The sequence below is a fragment of the Bradyrhizobium sp. 930_D9_N1_4 genome (genome assembly GCF_052076015.1).
In the GTDB taxonomy this organism is placed as follows: Bacteria; Pseudomonadota; Alphaproteobacteria; order Rhizobiales; family Xanthobacteraceae; genus Bradyrhizobium.
Genome location: NZ_CP197236.1, coordinates 5,622,226 through 5,645,267, shown reverse-complemented (window position 1 = coordinate 5,645,267; position 23,042 = coordinate 5,622,226). Strand labels below are relative to the sequence as shown.

Sequence of the window (23,042 nt, the reverse complement as noted above, 5' to 3'; positions counted from 1 at the left end):
GGCCATCTCCGGTCATTGCGAGCGCAGCGAAGCAATCCAGAGTCTTTCCATGGTAGGATTCTGGATTGCTTCGCTGCGCTCGCAATGACGACGTGGGGACAGTATTCGCTTCAACTCGCTTTCCCGCGCCGCACCGGCCCGCATGCGTAACGCTGCGGCCCGCGGGCGAGGCAAAAAAATGGGGCCGTCCTGTGTGGGCGCAGGACGGCCCCGAGAGGCTCGTAGACCCGGGAGGAGGAGGGCTCGAGCCGGCGCAAATGGGGGGCACTTGCGCCAAAGCGATCACAAAATAATTCGCGGCGGTCGCACCGACTACGCGGTCGCGCCGATCATCCAGTCCCTGTCCGCAGACGCGCGGCGACGCGGCAGCGTTTCGACATCGGGCCGTGCAGCCTTGCTGGCGAGACGCCAGCGTGCCGGAGACTCGCCGCTGATGCGCTTGAACACGGTCGAGAAATGCGCCTGGGTGCTGAAGCCGACGGCCAGCGCAATCTCTGCCAGGGGCCGCTCGGTCGTCGCGAGCAGGGTCTTGGCATGCTCGATGCGGTGATTGAGCAGATATTCGCGCGGACGATAGCCGGTCGCGGCGCGGAACTGCGCTGCGAAATGCATCCGGGAGAGGCCCGCGACATTGGCGAGTTCGGACAGGCTGACGCATCTGTCAAAATGGTCGGCGATGTATTGCTCGACGCGCCGCAGCCGCCATTTCGGCAAGGCGTTGACTTTCGCGCGCGGAGGCTCGATCCGGGTCAGGTGCATCGCGAGAGTCTGGCCGATGCAGTGGGCGAACTCCCGGTCCGCGGCGTCGCCATGCTCGGTCAGGGCCTTGGCGAGTTCAGCGGCAAGCGGGTCGCGCAAGAGCACGAGGTCATTGAGGGCTTCTATCGCTGGCAGCTCCGCCGGAAAATGATTTGCTGCAATGTGGAAGTGCAGAAAGGCGCAGGGCGCGTGGAATTGTGCGCCGAGCGGCTTCGACGGGGTGCTGACATACAAGGTCCCCGCGGGCATTGTGCCGTCGAAGATGATCTGGCGATCGCGGCTCAGCTTGGCGCGCGTGGTCTTCAGGGCGATGCCGACGAAATAGCGATCCTCCGGCGTCGTTGCTTCGTGAGAGGAGATATCCCGCGAATCTTCCCATCGCGAGATCGTGATGTCCCGGGCGCCGTGCTCGATCAGGCGCCACGCAGCCTCCCGGGCGATCGCCTGTGTCTTCTGCGAGACCTCGTGATCCCGCTGGCTGGCTGGAAGTTCAATCCAGGCATGCGCCGCGTGCAAGTCAGTCAACATCTCGCGTCCTCCCTTGGCCTCGCCGCTTGCAACGATTGGCCAACTCTCAATGCTTTCCATGGTCAGAGGATAGGCGTGGGCCGGACAAGAAGCCCGTTAGTGATGATTAGGAGGTGTTAGATTTTGTGCGTGCGCATCAGGTGTGACAGCCCGCCGCAGAGCGTTTGATTTTGCTCGGTTTTTCAACTGTTTGCGCAGATTGGCGCAGTGTGAGGACCGTGCAGTACATCGGGTCGCGATCGATATGGCGGTGTGAGGCCGGCAGTGCCCTCGCTGGACCGCGCACCGATGGCGGCTATAGTCGCCGCGCATTTGAATGAAGTGGTCCTCAAGATGAGTCAGACGTGACCGAGCTCCCGGCAGGACATAGTTCTCCCAAAGCCGCCGGAGTGAATCTCGATATCGAGGCCGTCTCGTTCGGACCGTTTTCGCTGCGGTCGCGACTGCTTGAGAAGGACGGCGCTCCGGTCAAGCTCGGCAGCCGCGCGATGGATATTCTGCGCCTGCTCGTCAGCCGCGCCGGCGAGGTGGTGCCGAAGAACGAGATTCTCGGCTATGCGTGGTCGGGCCTTGCGGTCGAGGAGATCAGCCTGCGCGTCCATGTCGCGGAGCTGCGCAAGGTGCTCGGCGACGGCAAGGACGGCGCCCGCTACATCACCAACGTCCCGAGCCGCGGCTATTGCTTCGTCGCGACCGTGCAACGTGGCGAACGCAACGCTGCCCCTGTACCCGTATCGCGTGCGTCCGAACGCGCGCCGGCGCCGGCGGCTTTGCCGCATCGGCTGGACCGGATGATCGGTCGCGATGACGTGCTGCCCGAGCTGTCGGCGCGTCTGCTCAGCGACCGCTTCGTCACGCTGCGGGGGCCGGGCGGCATCGGCAAGACCACCGTTGCGACTGCGCTCGCCCATGACATGTGGCAGAGGTTCGAGGGGCACGTTCATTTCCTCGAATTCGGGCCGCTGAAGGATTCCGCGCTGGTCGCGAGCACGGTCGCCGCTGCCCTCGGTCTTGTCGTGCACCACGAGGATCCCTCGGGCAGCATCGTCAACTTCCTGCGCGCGCGGCGGCTGCTTCTCATCCTCGACAGCTGCGAGCACGTCATCGACGAGGTCGCACGCCTGGCCGAAAACATCTACCGCGAGGCGCCCGGCGTCGCCATTCTCGCCACCAGCCGCGAGTCACTGCTGGTGGAGGGCGAGCAAATTTTCGAGCTCGTCCCGCTGCCGGGGCCGCCGCAGGGCGCGCGCCTCAGCGCCGGCGAAGTGCTGGATTATCCGGCCGCGCGTCTCTTCGTGGACCGTGCCGCCGCGGCCGGACACCGGGGCGATATCACGGACGAGGATGCCGAAATTCTGGCCGAGATCTGCGGCAAGCTCGACGGCATCGCGCTCGCGATCGAGCTCGCCGCCGTCCGCGTCGGTGTCTACGGATTCCGCGAGATGGCTGCGCTGCTCGACTCCAGGCTCAAGCTTGAATGGCGCGGGCGCCGGACGGCGCCGCCGCGGCAGCAGACGCTGGGTGCCACGCTCGACTGGAGCTTTGGCCTGATCGGCGACAGCGAGCGGATCGTGTTTCAGCGGCTTGCGATCTTTGCCGGCCCCTTCACGCTCAAGGGTGCGATCGCGGTCGCGGCTGACGACGGCGCGCCGGGCGACCGTGTCGTCGATGCGCTGGAGCAGCTCGTCGCAAAATCGCTGGTGTCGGCGCAGCCCGATGGCGCCTCGCGGCGCTATCGCCTGCTGGATGCCACGCGTGCCTACGCCATGCAGAAGCTCGCCGGCACAGGCGAGGCGGAAGCAATCGCGGGCCGTCATGCCCGCTATGTTCAGTGCACGCTCGAAGCCGGCATGGCCGGGCAGGGCGGCGACCAGGCCTTCCGTTTGCAGGAGCGCGCGAGCCTGCTCGCCGATGCCCGCGCGGCGCTGCAATGGAGTTTTGCCAATGACGACGGCGCGACGTTGCGTGTGCTGCTCGCGGGCAGCGCTGCAAGGCTGTTCGTCGAACTCAACCTGCTGAACGAGGCGCGCATCTGGTCCGGCCGCGCGCTCGTGATGCTCGATGACGTCAACCGAGGAGGCCGATGGGAGCTCGAGCTCCAGGCGACGCTCGGTCACGCCTTCATGTTCACGGAACGCAACAGCGAGCAGGCTGAGGCGGCACTCCGGCGCGGGCTGGAGATCGCGGAAACGCTTTCCGACCACGCCAATGCGTTCAGGCTGCTGTCACGGTTGAACATGTTCTATCGCCGCACCGGCGACTACCGGCATCTGGTGCCGACCGCGCTCCAGGCCGAGCGCATCGCGCGCGAGATCGGCGATACCGCGGGCATTGCCGGCAGCAAAGCGCTGCTCGGCGTGTCCTATCATCTCGCCGGGGACCAGACTTCGGCGCAGGCCCATCTCGACGAAGGCGTGCGTGACGACGCGGCGCTGCGCGGGACCCAGCCCGGACATTTCGCCTATTCGCGCACGCCGCAGATTCCGCTTGCGCGGGTGTTGTGGCTGCGCGGCTTTCCCGACCGTGCGCTCGATTGCGTTCGCCCGCTGGTCGGTGCCGCCGCGCCGCGCGACGTGGTGATGCATAGTATTGCGCTGTGCTGGTCGTCCTCGGTGTTCGGTTGGGTCGGCGACTGGGCCGCGGTCGAAGCCATGACGGTGCGCCTCGCGACGCACGCGAATGTGCATGGGCTCGCGCCCTATGAGGCCGTCGCGACCGGCCTGCGCGCGCAGACCATGATCGCCCGCGGCGAGGTGGCGGGCGGCATCGACCTGCTGCGAAGCGCGCTGCCGCGCCTGCACGCGGATCGCTACGAGCTCTACGCCTCCGCATTCGCCGCGGACCTGTCGCAGGGACTGGCCGCACTGGATCGACCCGCGGAAGGACTGCAAGTCCTGCACGAGACCATCGCCCGCGTCGCGCAGGGTGGCGGCGGCTTCGACATGCCGGAACTGCTGCGCCGGCGCGGCGATCTCGAAGCGCGCGCTGGCGATCTCGATGCGGCCAGTGCGAGCTTTGCTGCGTCGCTCGCACTGGCCGAACAGCAAGGCGCGCTGTCCTGGCGATTGCGGACGGAAATGTCGCTTGCGGCGCTTCGGCGCGGGCAGGGTGCGAAGAGCCCGCTCGATGATCTCGCCACGACGTATGCGCGGTTCACCGAAGGTTTCGAGACGGCAGACATGAAGAAGGCGCGGCTCATGCTGGATGCGGCATCTGGCTGAGGCGGCTCAGTCGAACCGAAAATCGCTGAGATCGATTGACACCATCAGTTCATCGCGCAGCGGTATCAGGTTATCGCCGCGCAGATAGATGCGCCGGCGCGTCGGCAGCTTGAAGCCATCGACACTGACGGGATCGGCCACGTAGTGAGCCGCCGGAAAATTGCCGGCGATCTCGACGTGATAGTCGTGCCGGCGGATCAGCATGTCAGGGCCGAAATAGAAATCCTGCTCGGCGCTGTGGCTCGCGATCGTGGCCGGGAACGTCGCCCGCAATCCGCGCCAGACCTCGGTGCCTTCGTGCCAGGGGGCGATCTCGCGAACCTCGAACCCGTCCATCGCCAGCAGGAACGGCGTGGTCAGGTAGGTCCACAGCGCGTAGCCATCGAAGTAAGCGTGGTGCAGCGGGTCCCAATGCGTGCGCATGTCGTGCCGCGCGAATGCGGCGCGCGGATCGTTGCGCATCGCCACGACACGTCCGTCCGCAGCCACGATCGCGATCCGTTCGGGGCTGAACGCTGTGCGTTGGCCGGGCTTGCCGAACGGCGCGACTGAGACCTGCTCGCGATGCAGCTCGATCCGCATCGTGCGCGGCGCCCGGTCCTGATCGACGCCCTTCAGGGCCCAGAGATCGCCGCCTGTGACGATCGTGGCGGTGAGGCGCCGGTGGGCATTCCATCGATCGAGGCCGCCATGGGCCTCGATCGCATTCGCCAGCAGCGGAATCATCCGGGGGTTCTCTCTCTTGGGTGGTGTTGCCCCGATAGAGATAGCCCCAGGCGCTGAAATCCGCCCGTTAAGCCTTGTTAAGCGCCGTTCGCGGCTCCGGCGCCTAGGCTTCGGCCATGATCTCCAACACCGCGTCGGCAAAGGCCTTCGGCGCCTCCTGCGGCAGATTGTGGCCGATACCGCCCTTGATGGTTCGGTGCGCGTATCGCCCCGAGAACTTTTTGGCGTAGGCGGACGGCTCCGGATGCGGCGCGCCGTTGGCGTCGCCTTCCATGGTGATGGTGGGCACCGTGATGACGGGCGCCTGCGCCAGTTTCGCCTCGTCGTCGGCGTATTTCGCTTCGCCATCGGCAAGGCCAAGCCGCCAGCGATAATTGTGGATCACGATTGCGACATGGTCCGGATTGTCGAAAGCCCTGGCGCTGCGGTCGAAGGTGGCATCGTCGAAACGCCATTGCGGCGAGGCGAGCTGCCAGATCAGCTTCGAGAAATCATGTCGGTACTTGTCGTAGCCCTCACGGCCGCGCTCGGTCGCGAAATAGAACTGGTACCACCATTGCAGCTCCGCCTTCGGGGGCAGCGGCATCTTGCCGGCCTGCTGGCTGCCGATCAGATAGCCGCTCACCGAGACCATGGCCTTGACCCGCTCGGGCCAGAGCGCCGCGACGATGTTGGCGGTGCGCGCGCCCCAGTCGAAGCCGGCGACCGTGGCCTTGTCGATCTTGAGGGCGTCCATCAGAGCGATGATGTCGGCCGCCATCGCCGACGGCTGCCCGTTGCGCATCGTGGCATCCGACAGGAACCGCGTGCTGCCATAGCCGCGCAAGTAGGGAATGATCACGCGATGGCCGGCCGCGGCCAGCAGCGGCGCGACATCGACGAAAGCGTAGATGTCGTAGGGCCAACCGTGCAGCAGGATCACGGGCGGGCCATCGGCCGGGCCGGCCTCGGCATAGCCGACGTTGAGCAAGCCGGCGTCGATCTGCTTGAGGGGTGCGAACGCGGTGTTGGCGCCGGGCTTGATGATTGCGGCGGATTTCGCCGGCTTGGCGACGGCCGCTGTGCTCAGCAAAAACTGGGCGGCCGCGAGTGTCATGGCGGCGGTGCCGACGAAGTGGCGGCGGTTGATGGTGTCGGTCATGTCAGGCTCCTGTCGTTATGATTTCATGTGGCGTGTCGGTGGCCGGGCTATCCCTTGTGCCCGTCAAGCCGGGCTAGGAAGGCGCGGACGTGCATGGCGATTTCATCGGTTGCTTCATCGAGTGCGAAGTGACCGGCTTCGAGAATGTGAACCTCGGCATCCGGCACATCGTCGCGGTAGGCGGTAGCGCCTGCCACAGCGAAGGACGGATCATACTTGCCCCAGACCACCAGCGTCGGCGGCCGCGTCTTGCGCAGCCAATCCTGCCATTTCGGATAGGAGGCAACGTTGGTCCGGTAATCCAGGAATAGCGTGGTCTGAATTTCCGGTTGGCCCGGCCGCGTGAGAAACGAATATTCGTCGATCCAGGTATCGGGGTCGTAGCGCTCGGAGTGAGGGCTGGAGCCGAGGTGCCGCTGGCGCGTCGCATCGAGTGAGGTGAAGTTGGCCTTGAGCGCTTCGAGCTCGTGTGCCGGATCGGCCCAATATTTGCGGCGTGCGGCCCAGAGCGGACTTAATCCCTGCTCATGCGAAACCGCGTTCTGGATCATGATCGCGCGGACGCGCCCGGGATGCGCCAGTGCCATGCGGAAGCCGACGGGACCACCGTAATCCTGCATGAACAGAACGTAGTTGGTGAGCCCGAGCTTGTCCGTGAGCTCGCCCATCACGCCGGCGATGTTGTCGAACGTGTAAGTGAAGTTCGACGGCGGCGGTGCGCTGCTGTTGCCGAAGCCGGGATAATCAGGCGCGATCAGATGATATTTATCGGCGAGCAGCGGCAGCAATGGCTCCCACATGCGCGATGACGAGGGAAAGCCGTGCAACAGCAGCACGGTCGGCGCGTCGGCAGGGCCTGCCTCGCGATAGAAGATGTTGAGGCCCTGGATCTCGACGGTGTGATAGCTGATCGAGCGTCGGCTCGATCGCAGATCCTCTGCCGGGGCCTGCGTGGTTGCGCAGGCCAGCGCGGCTGAGAGGGCAAAGGTGGCTGGAATGTTCATGTCATTGCTCCGTCGAGAAGCGCTGTGACCAGCGCCTCTCGAAATCTGGCCGTATGCAAAATTTACGAAGCCTTCGCGAGCGACTTGCCCTTGAGCGCGGCGAGCAGCGCTTCAGCGGCCGGACCGGATGAATGCGGGTTCTGGCCCGTGATCAGCAGGCCGTCGCTGACGACGTGGGGCGCCCAGTTGGCTTTCTTCGAGAAGATTGCGCCGAGCTTGAGCATTTCGTCCTCGACCAGGAAGGGCACCACCTTGGTGAGCCCGACAGCTTCCTCTTCGCCATTGGTGAAGCCGGTGACCTCCCTGCCTTGCACCAGCGGCTTGCCGTCCGGCGTCTTGACGTGGCGCAGCGCCGCCGGAGAATGGCAGACGATTGCGACGTGCTTGCCGGCAGCGAAGAAGGACTCGATCAGCTTGACCGAGTTCGGGTCTTCGGCGAGGTCCCACATCGGGCCGTGACCGCCGGGATAGAACAACGTGTCGAAGTCTTCCTGCCTGACGCTGTCGAGGCGAACTGTCTTGTCGAGCTGGGCTTCCGCGGCCGCGTCCGCTTCGAAGCGCAGCGTGAGATCGGTGCGGGAATCGGCCTCGTTGCTCTTGGGGTCGAGCGGCGGACGGCCCCCCTTGGGCGAAGCCAGCGTGATCTCCGCGCCGAAATCCTTGAACACGTAGTAGGGCGCGGCAAGCTCTTCGAGCCAAAAGCCGGTCTTGCGTCCGGTGTTGCCGAGCTGGTCGTGCGAGGTGAGGACCATAAGAATCTTCATGACAATCTCCTAGAGTGCGTTTGCTGCGATGACGCACTCCGATGTCATGGAGATGCGCCGGCCTTTGTCTCGTTCGCGCATCGAACCTCGTTCGTTGCCCGCGAGATCAATCTGCGCTCAAGGCCGGCTGTTGGCTCGTTATGTATTGTTAGGCGTTGAGAGCGGAGATCCGTCGCCGCTCTCGCGCATCGTCGCAGCTACTCGAAGACGGCGTCGAAAATCTCGACGTCCATCAGCACGGGTTTCGCGATCACGGTTCCGTCAGGCCGCAGCGTTTGCGCGCGCCGCAGCGTCGGCACGACGATGCCGCCGAAATTGTCATGGGCCCAGGAATAGTGTGCGACTTTCATCCCGAACAGATCGTGGTCCGTGCGACGTTGCAGCGCGTTCTCGTCGAAATAGAAGATCTGCTCGGACGCGAGCGTGATCAGGTTTGACGGGAATTGCGCCCGTAGCCGCCGCCAGGTTTCGGCGTTCTCGCGCCAAGGTGTCAGCTCTTCCGTGACGACGTCGGGATGGGCAAGCAGGAACGGATTGGTCAGGTAGTTCCAGATCGCGACGCCGCAGAAGAAGACGAGGTGCAGTTCGTCCGCGAGCGCAGGAGAGCCGGTGTCGGGGAACGCAAGGCTCGGGTTGTTCCAGGTGCGCAGGACCTCACCCTCGAGGCTTTCGATCGTGATCGCGTCCGGCTGAAAGGAGCCGGAATATTCGCCGCCGGTGATGCCGGTGAAGCGGACCGACTGGGTTCGGGTCGATCCCTCCGCGGTCACATCCTTGAACTCGCTGGCATGTCCGGCACTGGAGAACAGCGAGCCTTTGACGGAAAGGTGGAGCGTGAACCGGTTCAAGCTATTCCAGCGGGCCATTCCCCCGCTGGCGTCAATCACATCGTCGAGAAGCGCCATGTCCCGCCATATCCGTCATGAAGTGCCACCACCATGGCGGGGCGCATGCGGATTGGCGTGTTAGAAGTTGTTAGGAGTTGCGAGCAGTATTTCTGGAGGTATCCCGTTGAAGATACTGTCAATTCAGCGCGCCAAGAAGCTCCCTGGCAGCCACGAGATCGCGGGTCTGGAGACCTTCTTGATAGCGCGCGATGAGCGGGGCGAGCAGGGCGCGTGCTTCGCCGCCTTTTCCGGCCTTGTGCCAGAGGTGGCCGAGGCTGATCGCTCCCCGCAGCTCCCAGCCGAGTGCGGATTGCCGACGAGACAGGTCGAGCGATGTCCGGAAGCAGTTTTCGGCTTCCGCGGCATGGCCCGACCGGGCGAGGATGTCGGCCTTGACCCGGAGCATCTCCGGCATGTCGAAGGATTCGCCGTGAGCGGGGATCTCGGCGATGGCCTCGTTGATCGTCCGTAAGGCATCGTCGAGCTGGTTCTGCGCGGCGAGACCCTCCGCCAAAGCCGTCGCAAACACCGTCGTCATGATCCGGTGTCGCGTTGCATACAATGTGGCCTGGCTGCGGCGAAGGTGCTCGATCCCGCCTGCGACGTCGCCGCGGCGAAGCAGCAGCTTGCCCTTCTGGCCGATCCCGACCGCGTGATAGGGGCCGAGGAAGTGCCGGGCTGAATGATCGATCAGCCGTTCGATCAGGCTTTCCGCACTGGCCCAGTCGCCGACCCAGAGGAACACGTAGATCGTCCAGATCAGGGAGATGCCGAGAGTGAGCGGCTGTTCGAGCAACTCGGCCTCGCGCACGGTGTATCTCGCCGCCTCGACGGCGCGATCGGGGCGGCCGGTGAGCCAGAGCCCACGCGCCAGCGCCACCAGCGCGACGATGCGGTCGTCATAGCCGAGATGGCCGATATTGAGCCGCTGCGAGCCGGGATTGTGCACCATCGCGCTCTCGCAGAACTGCACGGCCTTGTCCTGATTGCCGATCAGATGATGCGCGACGCCGAGCATCCATTCCACGTTCAGCGCGGCGGCCGGATCGTTCAGCTTGCGCGCAACGCTCTCACCCTGCTCGCCGGTGCCGAGCGCGCCGTGAAAATCGCCGACCCTGGTCAGGTAGATGTGCAGGCCGCGCAGCAGCCAGAGCTGCCAGTGCAGATCCTCGAGCTCCCGGGCCAACTGGAGGCTTCGCGTGAACGCTGTGTGGACCGCGTCGGTATTGCCCTGCGTGAACATCACGGAGACGCCGAGGGCGGCCTGAAGCGTCATCTCCTGGCGGCTGTCCAATGGGGTCGTATCGGAGGCAGCCAAGGCCTGCTGCGTCCAGCGGAAGCACTCGGTCAGCAATGTCAGTTCGAGGAAGAACTGCGCGGCCGAGGCTGCGAGATCCACGCCGATCGCCTGATCGCCATGGTCCGAAAAGCTGAAGGTCAGCGCAGCCCGGACGTTGGGCAGATGGTCGGCATAGGGAAGGTATCCGCCCGCGCTCTGCATGCCCGTGGACGTGAGCGCGATGTCGCGCAGGACGTCGCGGAAATATTCGGCATGGGCCCGCGCGACGCGATCCGCTTCTCCGTTCTCGACAAGTTTCTCGCCGACGAAGGCGCGCGTGGTGTCGAGCAGCCGGTAGCGCAGGCGCCGCTCCGCAGGCGAAGTTGCGATCAGCGATTTGGAAAGAAGATTCGAGATCGCCTCGACCGCCTCGGGCTCGCCGATGCCCTGGCTGGATGCGACGGCAAGTGCCGCTTCCAGCGTGAACGGTCCGACGAACACCGACAAGCCGCGCAGGGTCGCGCTCTCGGTTGGCGGCAGCAGATCGTAGCTCCAGGCGAGCGCGGCGCTCAGGGTCTGGTGCCGCGGAATGGCGGTGCGCCGGCCCCGCCACAGCAGCGAGAAGCGGCTGTCGAGCAGCGAGGCGGTTCCGGCAATGCCGTAGGCATTGACGCGGCCGGCCGCGAGCTCGATCGCCAGCGCAATGCCGTCCAGCCGCCGGCAGATATCGGCGACGAGTGGCGCATCCTCCTCGCTGAGCTCGAACTCGCCGAGGCTTTCGGCAATGCGTTCCACGAAGAGCTGGCTTGCAGGATAAGCAAGGATGTCGGCGATGCCGAGCCCGTCGCGCTGGGGCGGGCAGTCCAGCGGAAACAACCGGTGCACCCGCTCGCCTTCGGTACGAAACGACTCACGGCTGGTGGCCAGAATATGCAGCGCGGGCGCGTCCTGGACGATGCGCTCGGCGAGGGGCGCGAGCTCGTCGATGATGTGCTCGCAGCTGTCGAACACCAGCAGCGTTCGCCGGCTGCGCAGAACTGTCAGCAGGCCGGGCATCGGGTCCTCCGAATTGACGGTCAGCCCGAGTGCGGCGGCGATGGTGCCGGGAATGAGCCTGGCATCCGTCAGCGCGCCGAAATCAACGAAATGGACCTGGCCATCGAAGGCTCTGAGCTCGCCATGCGCGACGGCGAGGGCGACGGACGTCTTGCCGATCCCGCCGGGGCCGACGATGGTGACGAAGCGATGCCGGGCCAGCTCGGCGGAAATCCGCTCGACCGCCTCATCTCGTCCGATCATCTTCGCAAGCGGCGTGGGAAGCGAGCGGGGGGCCGAGACGGGCATACTCGTCCGCCTCTCCGGGGATTCAGGGCGAAGCAGCGGGGCCGCGAAGCAATAGCCGCGGCCGGGCACGTTGACGACATACCGGGCGCCTTCGCCGGCATTCCCCAGGGCCTTCCGCAGCGTCGTGATGTGGAAGCGGAGGCTGCCCTCGTCGACCGTCACGTCGGCCCAGACGCGCTTGATCAACTCCCGCTTGTCGATGACCTCGCCCGCGCGCTCGGCGAGAAAAATCAGGATGTCGAGTGCGCGGCCGCCAAGGTGAAGCGGAGCGCCGTCGCGCTCGAGCAGGCGCGACTTTGCGAACAGCCGGAACGGACCGAAGGAAATCGCCGAATCCTGTTCGTGAGTGTCCGCCACGCGGCAATGATTCCAGTAAAAGGCTGATCGCTGTCGTCTGGTCTAACAGAACGAGGTGGTGAGTAAACTGGCCGAAAGTGGCGAAATCGCGCGGCCAACGGCCGATGGCACAGGCACGATCCGTCACAAATTTTGCTTAAACGCGAGCGGTTTACGGAAGCCGCCGCGACAATCCGTCAACGTTCTTGATGGCCGGGACGACAGGGTCGCTGTCACAGTTGGTGGCGCAGGCGATCATAACAAAATCTTGCAACGTCTAACGAGCATAACGCGCCCGGTGCAGCCACTATACCCTGCGAGTGAGGTTCATTGTCCCACGGGGAGGCTATCATGTCCGCTATCGGCTCAGGGTCGACCGACCACGTCGTTCGGTCCCAGCATATCGTCAGTCTCGATGATCAGTCGCGTGATTGGGAACTCGTATTGCGGGAGTCCCACCATCGCATGAAGAACACGCTGACGCTGCTGGGTGCGTCAGTCCGTCGCGATTTTTCGCGGGCGGGCACCAGGGATATGTCGGGTGCGGTGGACCGGTTCGAGCGGCGCATCGTTGCCTTCGGGAGGCTCTATCAACTTTTGTCTGACAGCGACGATATGTCAGCCGTCTCCGTCGAGGCCTTCTTCGAGAACCTCTGCGAAGCGATCTCAGGGGCGGTGCTGGAGCCCGCGGGCATCCGTTGTGAGGCGGCGGTCGAAAGCGGCACGCTGCCGGCGTCGCAGTGCCATCGGCTCGCGCTGATGTTGACCGAGTTGGTCACCAATGCGGCAAAGCACGCCTTCCCGAACAAGAGTGGCGCACTGATCCGCATCGAAATCGCCAACCGCGACGGTGACTGGCTCTGCACGGTAGCTGACAACGGCATCGGCGCAACCGGTCCGCTTCAGGGCACCGGCAGCCGCATTCTCGAAGGGCTCGCGCGCAGCATCCATGCGCGGTTGCAAGGCGAAGCCGGCCAGGGCGGCACGCGGGTAACGATCGTGATGCCGGCCGCGGCTTGAAACTCGTCTCAATTTCAATTCAGGGAGTTTCGACATGGCCACACTCGAAATCGACCGCGACGCCGCGGCCAAACCATCGAAGACAAGCAGCATCGACCTGAAGCTCGAGATCGTCGTTATTCCCGTGTCCGATGTCGACCGCGCCAAGGCGTTCTATGCGCGTCTCGGCTGGCGACTGGACGCCGATTTTGCCTCGGGTGACGAATGGCGCGTGATCCAGTTCACGCCGCCGGGCTCTGCCTGTTCGGTGATCTTCGGCAAGAACGTCACGTCGGCCGCGCGCGGTTCGGCGCGTGGCCTGTACCTGATCGTCTCCGACCTGGATGCGGCGCGACAGGATCTGCGCGAGCGCGGCATTGCAGTCAGCGAACCCTTCCACGGGGCCGGCGACGAGCACGCGGGGCCTGACGAGCCTTATCTGTTCGGGAGCGTTCGGGTCAGCGGTGTCGATCCCAAGCGTAGCAGCTACAGCTCGTTCGCGTCGTTCGTCGATCCCGACGGCAATATCTGGCTGCTTCAGGAGGTCACCACGCGATTGCCCGGACGCATCGCGGGTGAGGGTACGAATTTCGCCTCGACGGCGGATCTCGCCGCGGCCGTACGCCGCGCCGCTGTTGCGCATGGCGAGCACGAGAAGCGCACCGGCGGGCACGATGAGAACTGGGCGGACTGGTACGCCGATTACATTGTTCGCGAGCAGGCCGGTCAGCCGTTGCCGACCTGAGCAATCCTGGCGAAAACCAACGCATCTCCCGACACGGCGCGCGACGATTGAATTCGTGGCGCGCCGTGTCGCTTTTGCATCGCGCGTATCGTCGTTGTCGATCAATCTCCTGCATCGCGCGGACTTGCAACGGCTAACGACCCCTAACAACCCATAACGAGCAAATGGACGGAGCCTGCGCCAATCTCTCTGCATGACGAACCCGACGCATCGACTTCGAGTTCGACTGACATCGCCGACCAAAGGGAGATCCGACATGACTACGCAAGCACGTACCGACATTCTCAACCCCGACCGCCGCCAATTGCTGGGCCAGGCTGCGATGACTGCGGTTGCCGCCAGCGTTGCGAGCCTGTTGCCGCTGCATCAGGCGAAGGCCACGGCGAGCGACGCGATTCGCCCGTTCCATGTCAGCGTTCCCGAAGCGAATCTGCTCGACCTGCGCCGCCGCCTGGCTGCGACGCGGTGGCCGGATCGCGAGATCGTCGCTGACCAGTCGCAGGGCGTGCAATTGACGACGGTGCAGCAGCTCGTGCGCTACTGGCAGAACGACTATGACTGGCGGAAGATGGAGGCGCGGCTGAACGCGCTGCCGCAATTCGTCACCGAGATTGACGGCGTCGACATCCACTTCATTCACGTCCGCTCGAGGCACGAGAATGCGCTGCCGATGATCGTCACCCATGGCTGGCCTGGTTCGGTCATCGAGCAGATGAAGATCGTCAGCCCGCTCACTGATCCGACCGCGCATGGCGCGAAGGCCGCAGACGCATTTGACCTGGTGATCCCCTCGTTGCCCGGTCACGGCTTCTCCGGCAAGCCGACCGAGCTCGGCTGGGATCCCCAGCGCATCGCGCGCGCCTGGATCGTGCTGATGAAGCGGCTCGGTTACAACCGCTACGTGGCGCAGGGCGGCGATTGGGGCAATGCCGTGACCGAGCAGATGGCGGTGATCGCGCCGCCGGAGTTGCTCGGCATTCACACCAACATGCCCGCCACCGTCCCCGACGACATCGCAAAGGCGCTTCAGCCCGGCGGCACGCGGCCGGCGAACCTCTCTGCCGATGAGCGCATCGCCTATGATCAGCTCGACGATTTCTACAAGCACGGTCTTGGCTATGCGATCGAGATGTCGAACCGGCCGCAGACGCTCTACGGGCTTGTGGATTCACCGGCGGGCCTCGCATCCTGGATGCTCGATCACGATGCGCGCAGTGCCGCGATGATCGCGAGGGTGTTCGACGGCAAGACGGAAGGCCTGTCGCGGGACGACGTCATCGACAACATCACGCTCTATTGGCTCACCAACACCGCGGTCTCATCGGCACGGCTCTATTGGGAAAACAAGCTGGTGTTCTTCGCGCCGAAGCACATCAGGATTCCGGTCGCCGTCAGCGTCTTCCCCGACGAGATCTACGCCGCGCCGCGGAGCTGGGCCGAGAAGGCCTATCCGAAGCTGATGCACTACAACCGCCTCGACAAGGGCGGCCATTTCGCGGCCTGGGAGCAGCCTGCGCTGTTCTCCGCGGAAGTGCGCACCGCGTTCCGCCCGCTGCGCCAGTCGATCTGAAACCAGCACATATCAGGAGTGCAATCATGAACCGCCCCGAACGCACCTTCACGACCGAAGACATCCACCTGGAGCGTCGTCTGCCAACCTACTGGCGCGTCACCTTCGACATGCCGCCCGTCAACATCTTCGGCCCGAAGCATCTCCCGCAACTCAACGACATCGTCACTCAGATCGAAACCGATCCGGACGTGAAGGTGGTGGTATTCGACAGCGCCGTCGAAGGCTTCTTCATCACACATTACGACTTCCTCGCGCCGCTGGAGGATTCGCTCGCCGTTCCGCCCGGACCGACCGGGTTGCAATCGCTGCCTGACATGTTGGTGCGTCTCAGCCGTGCGCCGGTCGTGTCCATCGCCTCGATCCGCGGTCGTGCGACAGGCGTCGGCAGCGAGCTTGCGCTGGCCAGCGACATGCGCTTTGCCAGCCGCGAGAAGGCGATCCTGTCGCAATGGGAGGTCGGCGCGGGGCTCGTGCCCGGCGGCGGGCCGATGGCGCGGTTGCCGCGCCTGATGGGTCGTGGCCGCGCGCTCGAAGTGCTGCTCGGCGCCGACGACATCCATGGCGATCTCGCCGAGCGTTATGGTTACGTCAACCGGTCCTTGCCGGATGCCGAGCTCGACGGCTTCGTCGAGGCGCTCGCGATGCGCATTGCGTCCTTCGACAAACAGGCCATCGCCGAGACCAAGCGCCTCGTTGATGTCGCGAGCCTGCCGCCGGATGACGAGATCAAGCCGGAATGGGACGCGTTCCTGGCCGCGCTCGGTCGCCCCGCCGCCCAGACCCGGATCAAGGCGCTGATGGCGCGCGGCTTCCACCGCGCCGGCGACGTCGAGAACCGGCTGGGCTTCCATGTCGGACAGATCGGTATTTGACGGAACCGCTGCGGCGTTCGGCCGGTTGGAACGGTGACGGGCGGTCGCGCCAATGTCGCTTTCCTCCGGTACCGAGCGCCGGTGCTGAAATCAAAAGGAGAATTGAGATGATCCGCAAGGCAACAGCAGTCTGGAAGGGCACCGGTCGCGATGGCGCCGGGCATATCTCCAGCGAATCCGGTGTGCTCGCTGACACCCCCTATTCGTTCAAGACCCGTTTCGAGAACGAGAAGGGCACCAATCCCGAGGAGTTGATCGCCGCGGCCCATGCCGGCTGCTTCACCATGGCGCTGGCCTTCGGCCTTCAGATGGCAGGTTTCACGCCGGACGAGCTTTCGACCGAAGCCGCCGTCACGCTCGAGCCGGAAGGCAAGGGTTTCAAGATCAGCAAGTCGGCGCTCACCTTGCGCGCCAAGGTGCCGAAGCTCGATGACGCCGGTTTCGCCAAGATTGCCGGCGAGGCCGAGAAGAACTGCCCGGTGTCGAAGGTACTCAACGCCGCGATCACGCTCGACGCCAAGCTGATTTGATCGAACGCAGGGAGCGGTACCATGCCTCGGCAACACCAACCGGACGAAGGCAGTTTTCGGGCTATATTGCCCGAGGACGTGGTATGGCAGCCGTTCCCCGCGTTCCCGCCGGGCGCGCGGCTCGCCGTGATGGTGGGCCATCCCAACGAGCCCGGACCTTACGTGGTCCGGGTGAAGCTCCCCGGCGGCACCAGGCTGATGCCGCACAAACACCCCGAGGACCGTATCTACACCGTAATGTCGGGCGTGTTCTATATCGGCCTCGGCGAGAGTTTTGACGGCGACAAGGTCAAGGCCTATCCGCAGGGCAGCGTGATCGTGTTGCCCGGCGAGACCTGGCATTTTCATTGGGCCAAGTCCGGCGAATACGTGACGCAAGTTTCCGCGATCGGCCCGCTCGGCCTCGAATATCACGACGACCACGACGATCCGCGCTTGCATGCGGCGGCGGAGCGGCGCTGAATAAATCCAGACCAAACGAATGGAGCACCAGATGACGACAGAGCGCGCAGTTTTGGCCGGAGGCTGTTTCTGGGGCATGCAGGATCTGATCCGCAAGCAGCCCGGCGTGATCTCCACCCGCGTCGGCTACACCGGCGGCCAAGTGAAGAACGCGACCTACCGCAATCACGACGGCCACGCCGAGGCGATCGAGATCATTTTCAACCCCGACAAGACCAGCTTCCGGACCATGCTGGAGTTCTTCTTCCAGATCCACGATCCCAGCACGGTCAACCGGCAGGGCAATGACCGGGGCACCAGCTATCGCTCGGCGATCTTCTATACGAACGAAGCGCAGAAGCGGGTCGCCGAAGATACCATCGCCGATGTCGAGGCCTCCGGCCTGTGGCCCGGCAAGGTGGTGACCGAGATCGCGTCGGCCGGCGAGTTCTGGGAGGCCGAGCCAGAGCATCAGGATTATCTCGAGCGCTATCCCGACGGTTACACCTGCCACTTCATCCGGCCCGACTGGAAGCTGCCGCGGCGCGCGACTGCCGTGGGAGGCTAGCGCGCGGTCAATTCCGCAATTGCGCGATCAGATCGCGCGCGGTGCGCATGTCGGCGATATCGGAGCCCTCGGCAAACGCGCCGGAGACATTGTCGAGAAGCGCCAGAGCGTCCACGCTCTGACCTGCACCGATCATCAATCGCGCGAGGCTGGTTGCACAACGCAGCTCCCAGAAGCGCGCACCCTGCTGGACGGCAATGGCCATGGCCTCGCGAAAGCGCGCTTCTGCATCGCCTGAATGTCGCACACTTTTCAGCATCAACTCGCCCTTGATGCGGATCAGCTCGGGCAGATACCATAGCTCCTGCCGGTCATTGCAGCGGGTCAGGACGTCCTCGATCACGTCGTGCCCGCGGTCGACCTGGTCGGCCTCGCCCGAACATGCGGCGAGCTCGCCGAGCAAAGGCAGGAAGCGCGGCAGGAAGCGCGCATCGCCGGCGCGATTGAGCTCTTCGCGCAAGAGCGGCAAGCCGGTGGCGACGTCGCCGCGCTTGACCATGACCGCCGCGTTGAACGCGCGCGCCCACAGGCCCCACAGCCGGATCGCATGACGCTCGGTGTGTTCGAGCAGCTCGGTGCCATGGCGTTCCGCGGCCTCGAAATCGCCGGCCCAGAACGCGATCGGGCAGGCGGCTTGTCCGAGCACGCTGCAGAACGTCAGCGCGTGGCCATTGGCGCGGCCTTCCTCGATGTTTCTCGCAGCGAGCGCCTGGGCTTGATCGGCGAGGCCCTGAAGCCAGAGGATACGCGCGCGGAAATATTGCGTGGATATTCTCAAGTCGAGCGGGAAGATCTTCGGCTTCTCCGCCAGCACATGCAGCGAGGCATTGACGCGGTCGATGCGAGTTCGCGCGTCGTTCTGGTCGCCGAGATAATGCAGCGCCACGGCCGTCAGCCGGTCTCCGAGCATGATATCGGTCCGGTCGGGCGAGTTCGCCGCGGCGTTGGCAAAACGATCGGCAAGCGTGCGGGCCTTGCCGAATTGCCCGTTGTTGAACTGGTCGATGCACAGGCCCCAGAGCGCGCGCAGGCGAAAATCCTTGTCGTCGAGCCTGTCTGCGAGTTCGAGCGTCGTCTCGAGGATCGGGCGCGCCTCGCGCGCGCGACCTTCGCCATACATCAGCGACCAGCCGAGTGCCGCGAGCAATTGCATGCGGATGCGGTCATCGCCGGTATCGCCGAGTGCGGCAAGCGCCGTCTTGGCACGCTCGCGGCATTCGGCGAACAGCGACAGGCGAACCCACAGCGTGACGGCGGCCGCCGTCAGCGCGATGCCGAGCGTCGGGTCGCCGTCGGGCCCGAAGGCCCAGTTTAGTGCGGCGCGCACATTGTCCAGCTCCGCGCCATAAATGCTTAGCCATTCCGGCAGCGGCGTCGATGTGTCGGAGTCCGCGTGCTCGAAGAAGTCGCGGAAATGATCGGCGTGACGTCGCGCGACCTGACCGGTTTCGCCGAGCTCGGCGAGCTTTCCATGCGCATAGGTGCGTGTGGTGTCGAGCAGGCGATAGCGCAATGTCCGCGAGCCGGACGGCGAGATCAGCGATTTGGTGACCAGGTTGTCGATCGCCTCCAACGTCTCCGACGCGCTGAGGCCGTCGCCGGCCGCGACTGTCGCGGCCGCTTCCGGCGCGAACGGTCCGGCGAAGACCGACAGCCGACGCAGGGTCGCGCTCTCCGCCGGAGGCAGCAGGTCGTAGCTCCAGTCGAGGGCAGCTGCGAGCGTCTGGTGCCGCGGTACGGCGGTGCGGCGCCCGCGCCATTGCAGCGAAAAGCGGCTGTCGAGCAGCGATGCGGTGCCGGCGATGCCGTAGGCGTTGACGCGGCCCGCGGCGAGCTCGATCGCGAGCGCGATGCCGTCGAGGCGCCGGCAGATGCTGGCGACGAGCGGCGCCTCCTCCGCGCTGAGCTGGAACGGACCCGAGCTCTGCGCAATGCGCTCGACGAAGAGCTGGGCCGCGGGATAGGCGAGAACTTCCGCGACATCCAGCCCCTCCCGCTCGGGCGGACAGTCCAGCGGGAACAGCCGGAAGATGCGTTCGCCTTCGCTTCGGAACGATTCGCGGCTGGTTGCGAGCACGCGAAGCTGCGGCGCTTCGCGCACGATGCGCTCGACCAGAGGGGCCAGCGCGTCCAGCACATGCTCGCAGCTGTCGAAGATCAGCAGAGCCGGGCCGGTCTTCAGGAATGTCAGCAGCGCCGGCGTCGGATCCTCGGCGCTGATGGTCAGGCCGAGCGCGGAGGCCATGGTGGTCGCGATGTGGCTGGCGTCTCTGAGCGGACCGAAGTCGACGAAGAAGACGCGCCCGCCGAAATCCGCCGACCTGCGATGCCCCACGGTGACGGCGACGGCGGTCTTGCCGATGCCGCCGGGGCCGACCACGGTCATGAAGCGATGGAGCGACAGTCCGTTCGCGATCTTTTCGACGATCTCTTCCCGCCCGACCATCTTCGAGAGCGGCGCGGGCAGGGAGCGCGGAGGCAGGATGTCGATGGTGGGCTTCGCGGCCTGCGGCGCCCCGTGAGCGAACGAGGCGACAAAGCAATAGCCGCGTCCGGGCACGTTGACGACATAGCGGGCCGACTTGCCGGTATCGCCGAGCGCTTTGCGCAGCGCTGCGACGTGGAAGCGCAAACTGCCCTCGTCGACATTGACGTCGGCCCAGATGCGCTTGACCAGCTCTCGCTTGTCGACGACTTCGCCGGGGCGCTCGGCCAGGAAGATGAGAATGTCCAGCGCACGGCCGCCGACATGCAACGGCGAGCCCTCCTTTTCCAAGAGCCGGGACTTCGGAAACAGTCGGAATGGCCCAAAGGAAATGGCCGAGTCTTCGCTACGATCTGGCACGCGCCATTGCCCCCGCAACGGGAGTCAAAAGGTATTGCATTCTGGTCTAACAGAACGATGCGTACAGTAAACTGGCCGAAAGCAGTGGGTATGGCTGGCAGCCCTGCACAGGTCGCGTGGGTCGGCCGATCCGCCCGAATAATGCTTGAAAAGTAATGGGTTAGGCCGGCACGAGGCCGCGATCGCGCCGGCGGCTAGTCCGGATGGAGCATTGACCGCGCTGACGGATTGCTGTGATGGGGTGGTCTGGGAGCCGGTCCCGCCTCGACAGTGACCACCGACTTCCGGAATTCAACCATGCCTTTCATTTCGCGGCGACAATTCGTCCATGCGCTACCGGGAGCAGCGGCGCTGGCGGCCATTCCGCGCCGCGCTCAAGCCGCCGATTATCCGTCGCGCCCCATTCGCCTTGTCCATCCCTACGGAGCCGGCGGAGCGGGGGACCAGATCGGTCGTCCCTGGGTCGACAAGATGTCATCGCTGCTCGGGCCGACCTTTGTCGATTATATCGGCGGGGCGGGTGGCGCGATCGGGACGGCGGCGGTTGCGCGCGAGGAGCCCGATGGCTACTCGCTGCTGCTCGGAAACGGCAGCACGCAGGTCATCATCCCCCTGACCTCGGCAAATCCCGGCTATTCGGTTGACGATTTCCGCGCCATTTACCGGCTGATCAGCACCGCACTGGTTTTCGCGGTCCATCCGTCGGTGCCCGCCACCGATTTGCGCGAGCTGATCGCCTACGCGAAGGCCAATCCGGGAAAGCTCTCCTATGGGACGCCCGGCATCGCCACCGGAAACCATCTGGTCGGCGAATCCTTCAAGCAGCAGGCGGGCGCACTGGACATCGTCCACGTGCCTTATCGGGGGATGTCGCAGGCTGCCAACGACCTCGTCAGCGGCCAGATCTCGCTCATCATTGGCGTGATGTCCGTTCAATTGAAGGAGCTGGGCGAGGCGGGGAAGGTCAGGCTTCTGGCGGTCACCACCGAAAAGCGACTGAGCGGCGCACCCGAGATTCCGACCGCCGTCGAATCCGGCATGCCGGATCTTCGCTATGAAGGATGGTTCGGCATCTTTGCGCCCCGGCATACCGACGATGCGATTATTGACCGGATCGCGCAGGCGACCCGGCTCGCCATGTCCGATCCGGCACTTCTGGCGAGCTACCGCGCCCAGGGTCTGGAGCCGGACAGCGATTCAAGCCCGGACAAATTCCAGCGCATCGTCGATGCGACAACGGCAAGCCTGGCGCCCGTGATCAAATCGATCGGGCTGAGCAAGCTGTGAGGTTCAAGCGCCCTTGCGCGTGACGATGCGCGCCGACAGCGTGACGAGACCCATCAGCGCGGCGAGCAGCCAGAATGCCAATGGCAGTCCGCCCAGACGCGCAACGAAGCCGACGCCGGCAGGGCCGATCAGGATGCCGGCATAGCCCGCGGTCGTGATCGCCGCGACAGCGAGCCCCGTGGGCATCACCGTCTGCCGTGCCGCCCGCCGGAACAGCACCGGCACGAGGTTTGATGCGCCGAGGCCGATCAGGAGAAATCCGCCGATGGCGACCGCCGCAACTGGAGCGGTGAGGAGCACGACGAAGCCTGCGATCGCGATCAAGCTGCCCCAGACCAGTGTCGTGCGATCTCCGATACGCGCGACGACCGCATCGCCGCCGAGCCGCCCGACGGTCATTGCGATCGAGAACACGATATACCCTATCCCGCCCTGCGCCTCGGAGACGAGGCCCGCGCCGATCACGAGCAGCGCGCCCCAGTCGAGCATCGCGCCTTCGACCAGGAACGTGATGGCGGCGAGCAGCGCGAGCAGCAGCACGGAGCCGTGCGGCAGCACGAACAGCGGTCCGTCCTGCACCTGCACCGAGCGAAGCAGGCGCGGCCAGGCAATCAGCATCGCGATCAGCATCAGGATCGAGCAGATCAGCGTGCAGGCGAGCGCGCCGAATTGCAGCGAGAGCAGCGCGGTCATCAACGCCGCTCCGGCGAAGCCGCCGATGCTGAACAGCGCGTGGAAGCCCGACATCAGCGGACGGCCTGCGTCGCGCTCGACCTCCACCGCGTGGATGTTCATGGCGACGTCGATGGAGCCGAGCGCGGCGCCGAATGCGAACAGCGCCACTGCCAGTGTTGCCGGCGAGTTTGCGATAGCCAGCAGCGGCAGCACCAGTGCCAAACCAAGCCCGCCGGCAATGATGATCGGCTTGCTCCCATAGCGCGCGCTCATCACGCCGGTCAGCAGCATCGCGACCACCGAGCCGATGCCGAGGCTGAGCAGCAGCAGTCCGAGCACGCCGTCGTCGACGCCGAGCCGCGTTTTGGCGAACGGCACCAGCGGCGCCCAGCATGCGATGCCGAAGCCCGCGACGAGAAAGGCGAGCCGCGTCGCAAGGCGCGTCGCCGGCCGGTCGGCAGAATGCATGGGAACTCCGGAGGAAGCAGAGGCGGGCTATTCGACAAGCCCCGGGATTA

The 23,042-nt window shown here is 65.1% G+C and carries 18 protein-coding genes; 9 read left to right on the top strand and 9 right to left on the bottom strand.

The window, feature by feature from the left end:
• Positions 1-312: 312 nt before the first annotated feature.
• Entirely contained in the window at positions 313-1,287 is a 975-nt protein-coding gene (locus AB7532_RS26920) for a helix-turn-helix domain-containing protein (RefSeq protein WP_441237713.1), read from the bottom strand.
• Between the two features lie 344 nt (positions 1,288-1,631).
• On the opposite strand from AB7532_RS26920, the gene AB7532_RS26915 reads away from it, so the two are divergent.
• Positions 1,632-4,508, top strand: coding sequence for an ATP-binding protein (locus AB7532_RS26915; protein ID WP_441237712.1), 2,877 nt, complete (start codon positions 1,632-1,634; stop codon positions 4,506-4,508).
• Between the two features lie 6 nt (positions 4,509-4,514).
• On the opposite strand, the gene AB7532_RS26910 is transcribed toward AB7532_RS26915, so the two are convergent.
• The 6 genes from AB7532_RS26910 to AB7532_RS26885 form a co-directional block, all read right to left on the bottom strand.
• Positions 4,515-5,234 (bottom strand): hypothetical protein, encoded by a 720-nt coding sequence (locus tag AB7532_RS26910; protein WP_441237711.1) that lies wholly within the window; start codon positions 5,232-5,234, stop codon positions 4,515-4,517.
• A gap of 103 nt (positions 5,235-5,337) precedes the next feature.
• Positions 5,338-6,375, bottom strand: coding sequence for an alpha/beta fold hydrolase (locus tag AB7532_RS26905; RefSeq protein WP_441237710.1), 1,038 nt, complete (start codon positions 6,373-6,375; stop codon positions 5,338-5,340).
• A gap of 47 nt (positions 6,376-6,422) precedes the next feature.
• Positions 6,423-7,379 carry an alpha/beta fold hydrolase gene (locus AB7532_RS26900; RefSeq protein ID WP_441237709.1) on the bottom strand — a complete coding sequence of 319 codons (957 nt, stop codon included), beginning with the start codon at positions 7,377-7,379 and terminating at the stop codon, positions 6,423-6,425.
• A 62-nt stretch (positions 7,380-7,441) separates the two neighbouring features.
• A complete protein-coding gene (locus tag AB7532_RS26895) occupies positions 7,442-8,143 on the bottom strand; it encodes a type 1 glutamine amidotransferase domain-containing protein (RefSeq protein WP_441237708.1) in 702 nt (233 codons plus the stop codon).
• 197 nt (positions 8,144-8,340) lie between these two features.
• Complete coding sequence (locus AB7532_RS26890) at positions 8,341-9,048, bottom strand: hypothetical protein (RefSeq protein ID WP_441237707.1); 708 nt, start codon at positions 9,046-9,048, stop codon at positions 8,341-8,343.
• A gap of 118 nt (positions 9,049-9,166) precedes the next feature.
• Complete coding sequence (locus AB7532_RS26885) at positions 9,167-12,010, bottom strand: ATP-binding protein (RefSeq protein WP_441237706.1); 2,844 nt, start codon at positions 12,008-12,010, stop codon at positions 9,167-9,169.
• 330 nt (positions 12,011-12,340) lie between these two features.
• Between AB7532_RS26885 and AB7532_RS26880 the strand changes: the two genes are divergently transcribed.
• From AB7532_RS26880 to msrA, 7 genes are all read left to right on the top strand, one after another.
• A complete protein-coding gene (locus AB7532_RS26880) occupies positions 12,341-13,009 on the top strand; it encodes a sensor histidine kinase (RefSeq protein ID WP_441237705.1) in 669 nt (222 codons plus the stop codon).
• A 34-nt stretch (positions 13,010-13,043) separates the two neighbouring features.
• Complete coding sequence (locus tag AB7532_RS26875; protein ID WP_441237704.1) at positions 13,044-13,733, top strand: VOC family protein; 690 nt, start codon at positions 13,044-13,046, stop codon at positions 13,731-13,733.
• Between the two features lie 256 nt (positions 13,734-13,989).
• Positions 13,990-15,303 (top strand): epoxide hydrolase family protein, encoded by a 1,314-nt coding sequence (locus AB7532_RS26870; protein ID WP_441237703.1) that lies wholly within the window; start codon positions 13,990-13,992, stop codon positions 15,301-15,303.
• Positions 15,304-15,329: 26 nt separating this feature from the next.
• On the top strand, positions 15,330-16,178 hold the full coding sequence (locus tag AB7532_RS26865) for an enoyl-CoA hydratase/isomerase family protein (RefSeq protein WP_441237702.1): 849 nt from the start codon (positions 15,330-15,332) through the stop codon (positions 16,176-16,178).
• A gap of 107 nt (positions 16,179-16,285) precedes the next feature.
• A complete protein-coding gene (locus AB7532_RS26860; RefSeq protein ID WP_441237701.1) occupies positions 16,286-16,708 on the top strand; it encodes an OsmC family protein in 423 nt (140 codons plus the stop codon).
• Positions 16,709-16,729: 21 nt separating this feature from the next.
• Positions 16,730-17,170 (top strand): cupin domain-containing protein, encoded by a 441-nt coding sequence (locus AB7532_RS26855; RefSeq protein WP_441237700.1) that lies wholly within the window; start codon positions 16,730-16,732, stop codon positions 17,168-17,170.
• Between the two features lie 31 nt (positions 17,171-17,201).
• Positions 17,202-17,717, top strand: coding sequence for a peptide-methionine (S)-S-oxide reductase MsrA (gene msrA, locus AB7532_RS26850; RefSeq protein WP_441237699.1), 516 nt, complete (start codon positions 17,202-17,204; stop codon positions 17,715-17,717).
• A 7-nt stretch (positions 17,718-17,724) separates the two neighbouring features.
• Here the strand turns inward: msrA and AB7532_RS26845 are convergent, their stop codons facing one another.
• Positions 17,725-20,562 (bottom strand): ATP-binding protein, encoded by a 2,838-nt coding sequence (locus AB7532_RS26845; protein WP_441237698.1) that lies wholly within the window; start codon positions 20,560-20,562, stop codon positions 17,725-17,727.
• A gap of 297 nt (positions 20,563-20,859) precedes the next feature.
• Between AB7532_RS26845 and AB7532_RS26840 the strand changes: the two genes are divergently transcribed.
• The gene (locus tag AB7532_RS26840) at positions 20,860-21,849 is read left to right on the top strand and encodes a Bug family tripartite tricarboxylate transporter substrate binding protein (RefSeq protein ID WP_441237697.1); all 990 of its coding nucleotides are present in this window, start codon (positions 20,860-20,862) and stop codon (positions 21,847-21,849) included.
• A 3-nt stretch (positions 21,850-21,852) separates the two neighbouring features.
• Here AB7532_RS26840 and AB7532_RS26835 read toward each other — a convergent pair whose 3' ends face one another.
• Complete coding sequence (locus tag AB7532_RS26835) at positions 21,853-22,992, bottom strand: MFS transporter (protein ID WP_441237696.1); 1,140 nt, start codon at positions 22,990-22,992, stop codon at positions 21,853-21,855.
• Positions 22,993-23,042: the final 50 nt, after the last annotated feature.

Excerpts from the sequence above, each read along its gene's own strand:
- AB7532_RS26840 (WP_441237697.1), top strand. The coding sequence starts at position 20,860 with ATGCCTTTCATTTCGCGGCGACAATTCGTCCATGCGCTACCGGGAGCA.
- AB7532_RS26905 (WP_441237710.1), bottom strand. The coding sequence starts at position 6,375 with ATGACCGACACCATCAACCGCCGCCACTTCGTCGGCACCGCCGCCATG.
- AB7532_RS26870 (WP_441237703.1), top strand. The coding sequence starts at position 13,990 with ATGACTACGCAAGCACGTACCGACATTCTCAACCCCGACCGCCGCCAA.
- AB7532_RS26880 (WP_441237705.1), top strand. The coding sequence starts at position 12,341 with ATGTCCGCTATCGGCTCAGGGTCGACCGACCACGTCGTTCGGTCCCAG.
- AB7532_RS26900 (WP_441237709.1), bottom strand. The coding sequence starts at position 7,379 with ATGAACATTCCAGCCACCTTTGCCCTCTCAGCCGCGCTGGCCTGCGCA.
- AB7532_RS26890 (WP_441237707.1), bottom strand. The coding sequence starts at position 9,048 with ATGGCGCTTCTCGACGATGTGATTGACGCCAGCGGGGGAATGGCCCGC.
- AB7532_RS26855 (WP_441237700.1), top strand. The coding sequence starts at position 16,730 with ATGCCTCGGCAACACCAACCGGACGAAGGCAGTTTTCGGGCTATATTG.
- AB7532_RS26910 (WP_441237711.1), bottom strand. The coding sequence starts at position 5,234 with ATGATTCCGCTGCTGGCGAATGCGATCGAGGCCCATGGCGGCCTCGAT.
- AB7532_RS26860 (WP_441237701.1), top strand. The coding sequence starts at position 16,286 with ATGATCCGCAAGGCAACAGCAGTCTGGAAGGGCACCGGTCGCGATGGC.
- msrA (WP_441237699.1), top strand. The coding sequence starts at position 17,202 with ATGACGACAGAGCGCGCAGTTTTGGCCGGAGGCTGTTTCTGGGGCATG.
- AB7532_RS26920 (WP_441237713.1), bottom strand. The coding sequence starts at position 1,287 with ATGTTGACTGACTTGCACGCGGCGCATGCCTGGATTGAACTTCCAGCC.
- AB7532_RS26875 (WP_441237704.1), top strand. The coding sequence starts at position 13,044 with ATGGCCACACTCGAAATCGACCGCGACGCCGCGGCCAAACCATCGAAG.
- AB7532_RS26865 (WP_441237702.1), top strand. The coding sequence starts at position 15,330 with ATGAACCGCCCCGAACGCACCTTCACGACCGAAGACATCCACCTGGAG.
- AB7532_RS26895 (WP_441237708.1), bottom strand. The coding sequence starts at position 8,143 with ATGAAGATTCTTATGGTCCTCACCTCGCACGACCAGCTCGGCAACACC.
- AB7532_RS26835 (WP_441237696.1), bottom strand. The coding sequence starts at position 22,992 with ATGCATTCTGCCGACCGGCCGGCGACGCGCCTTGCGACGCGGCTCGCC.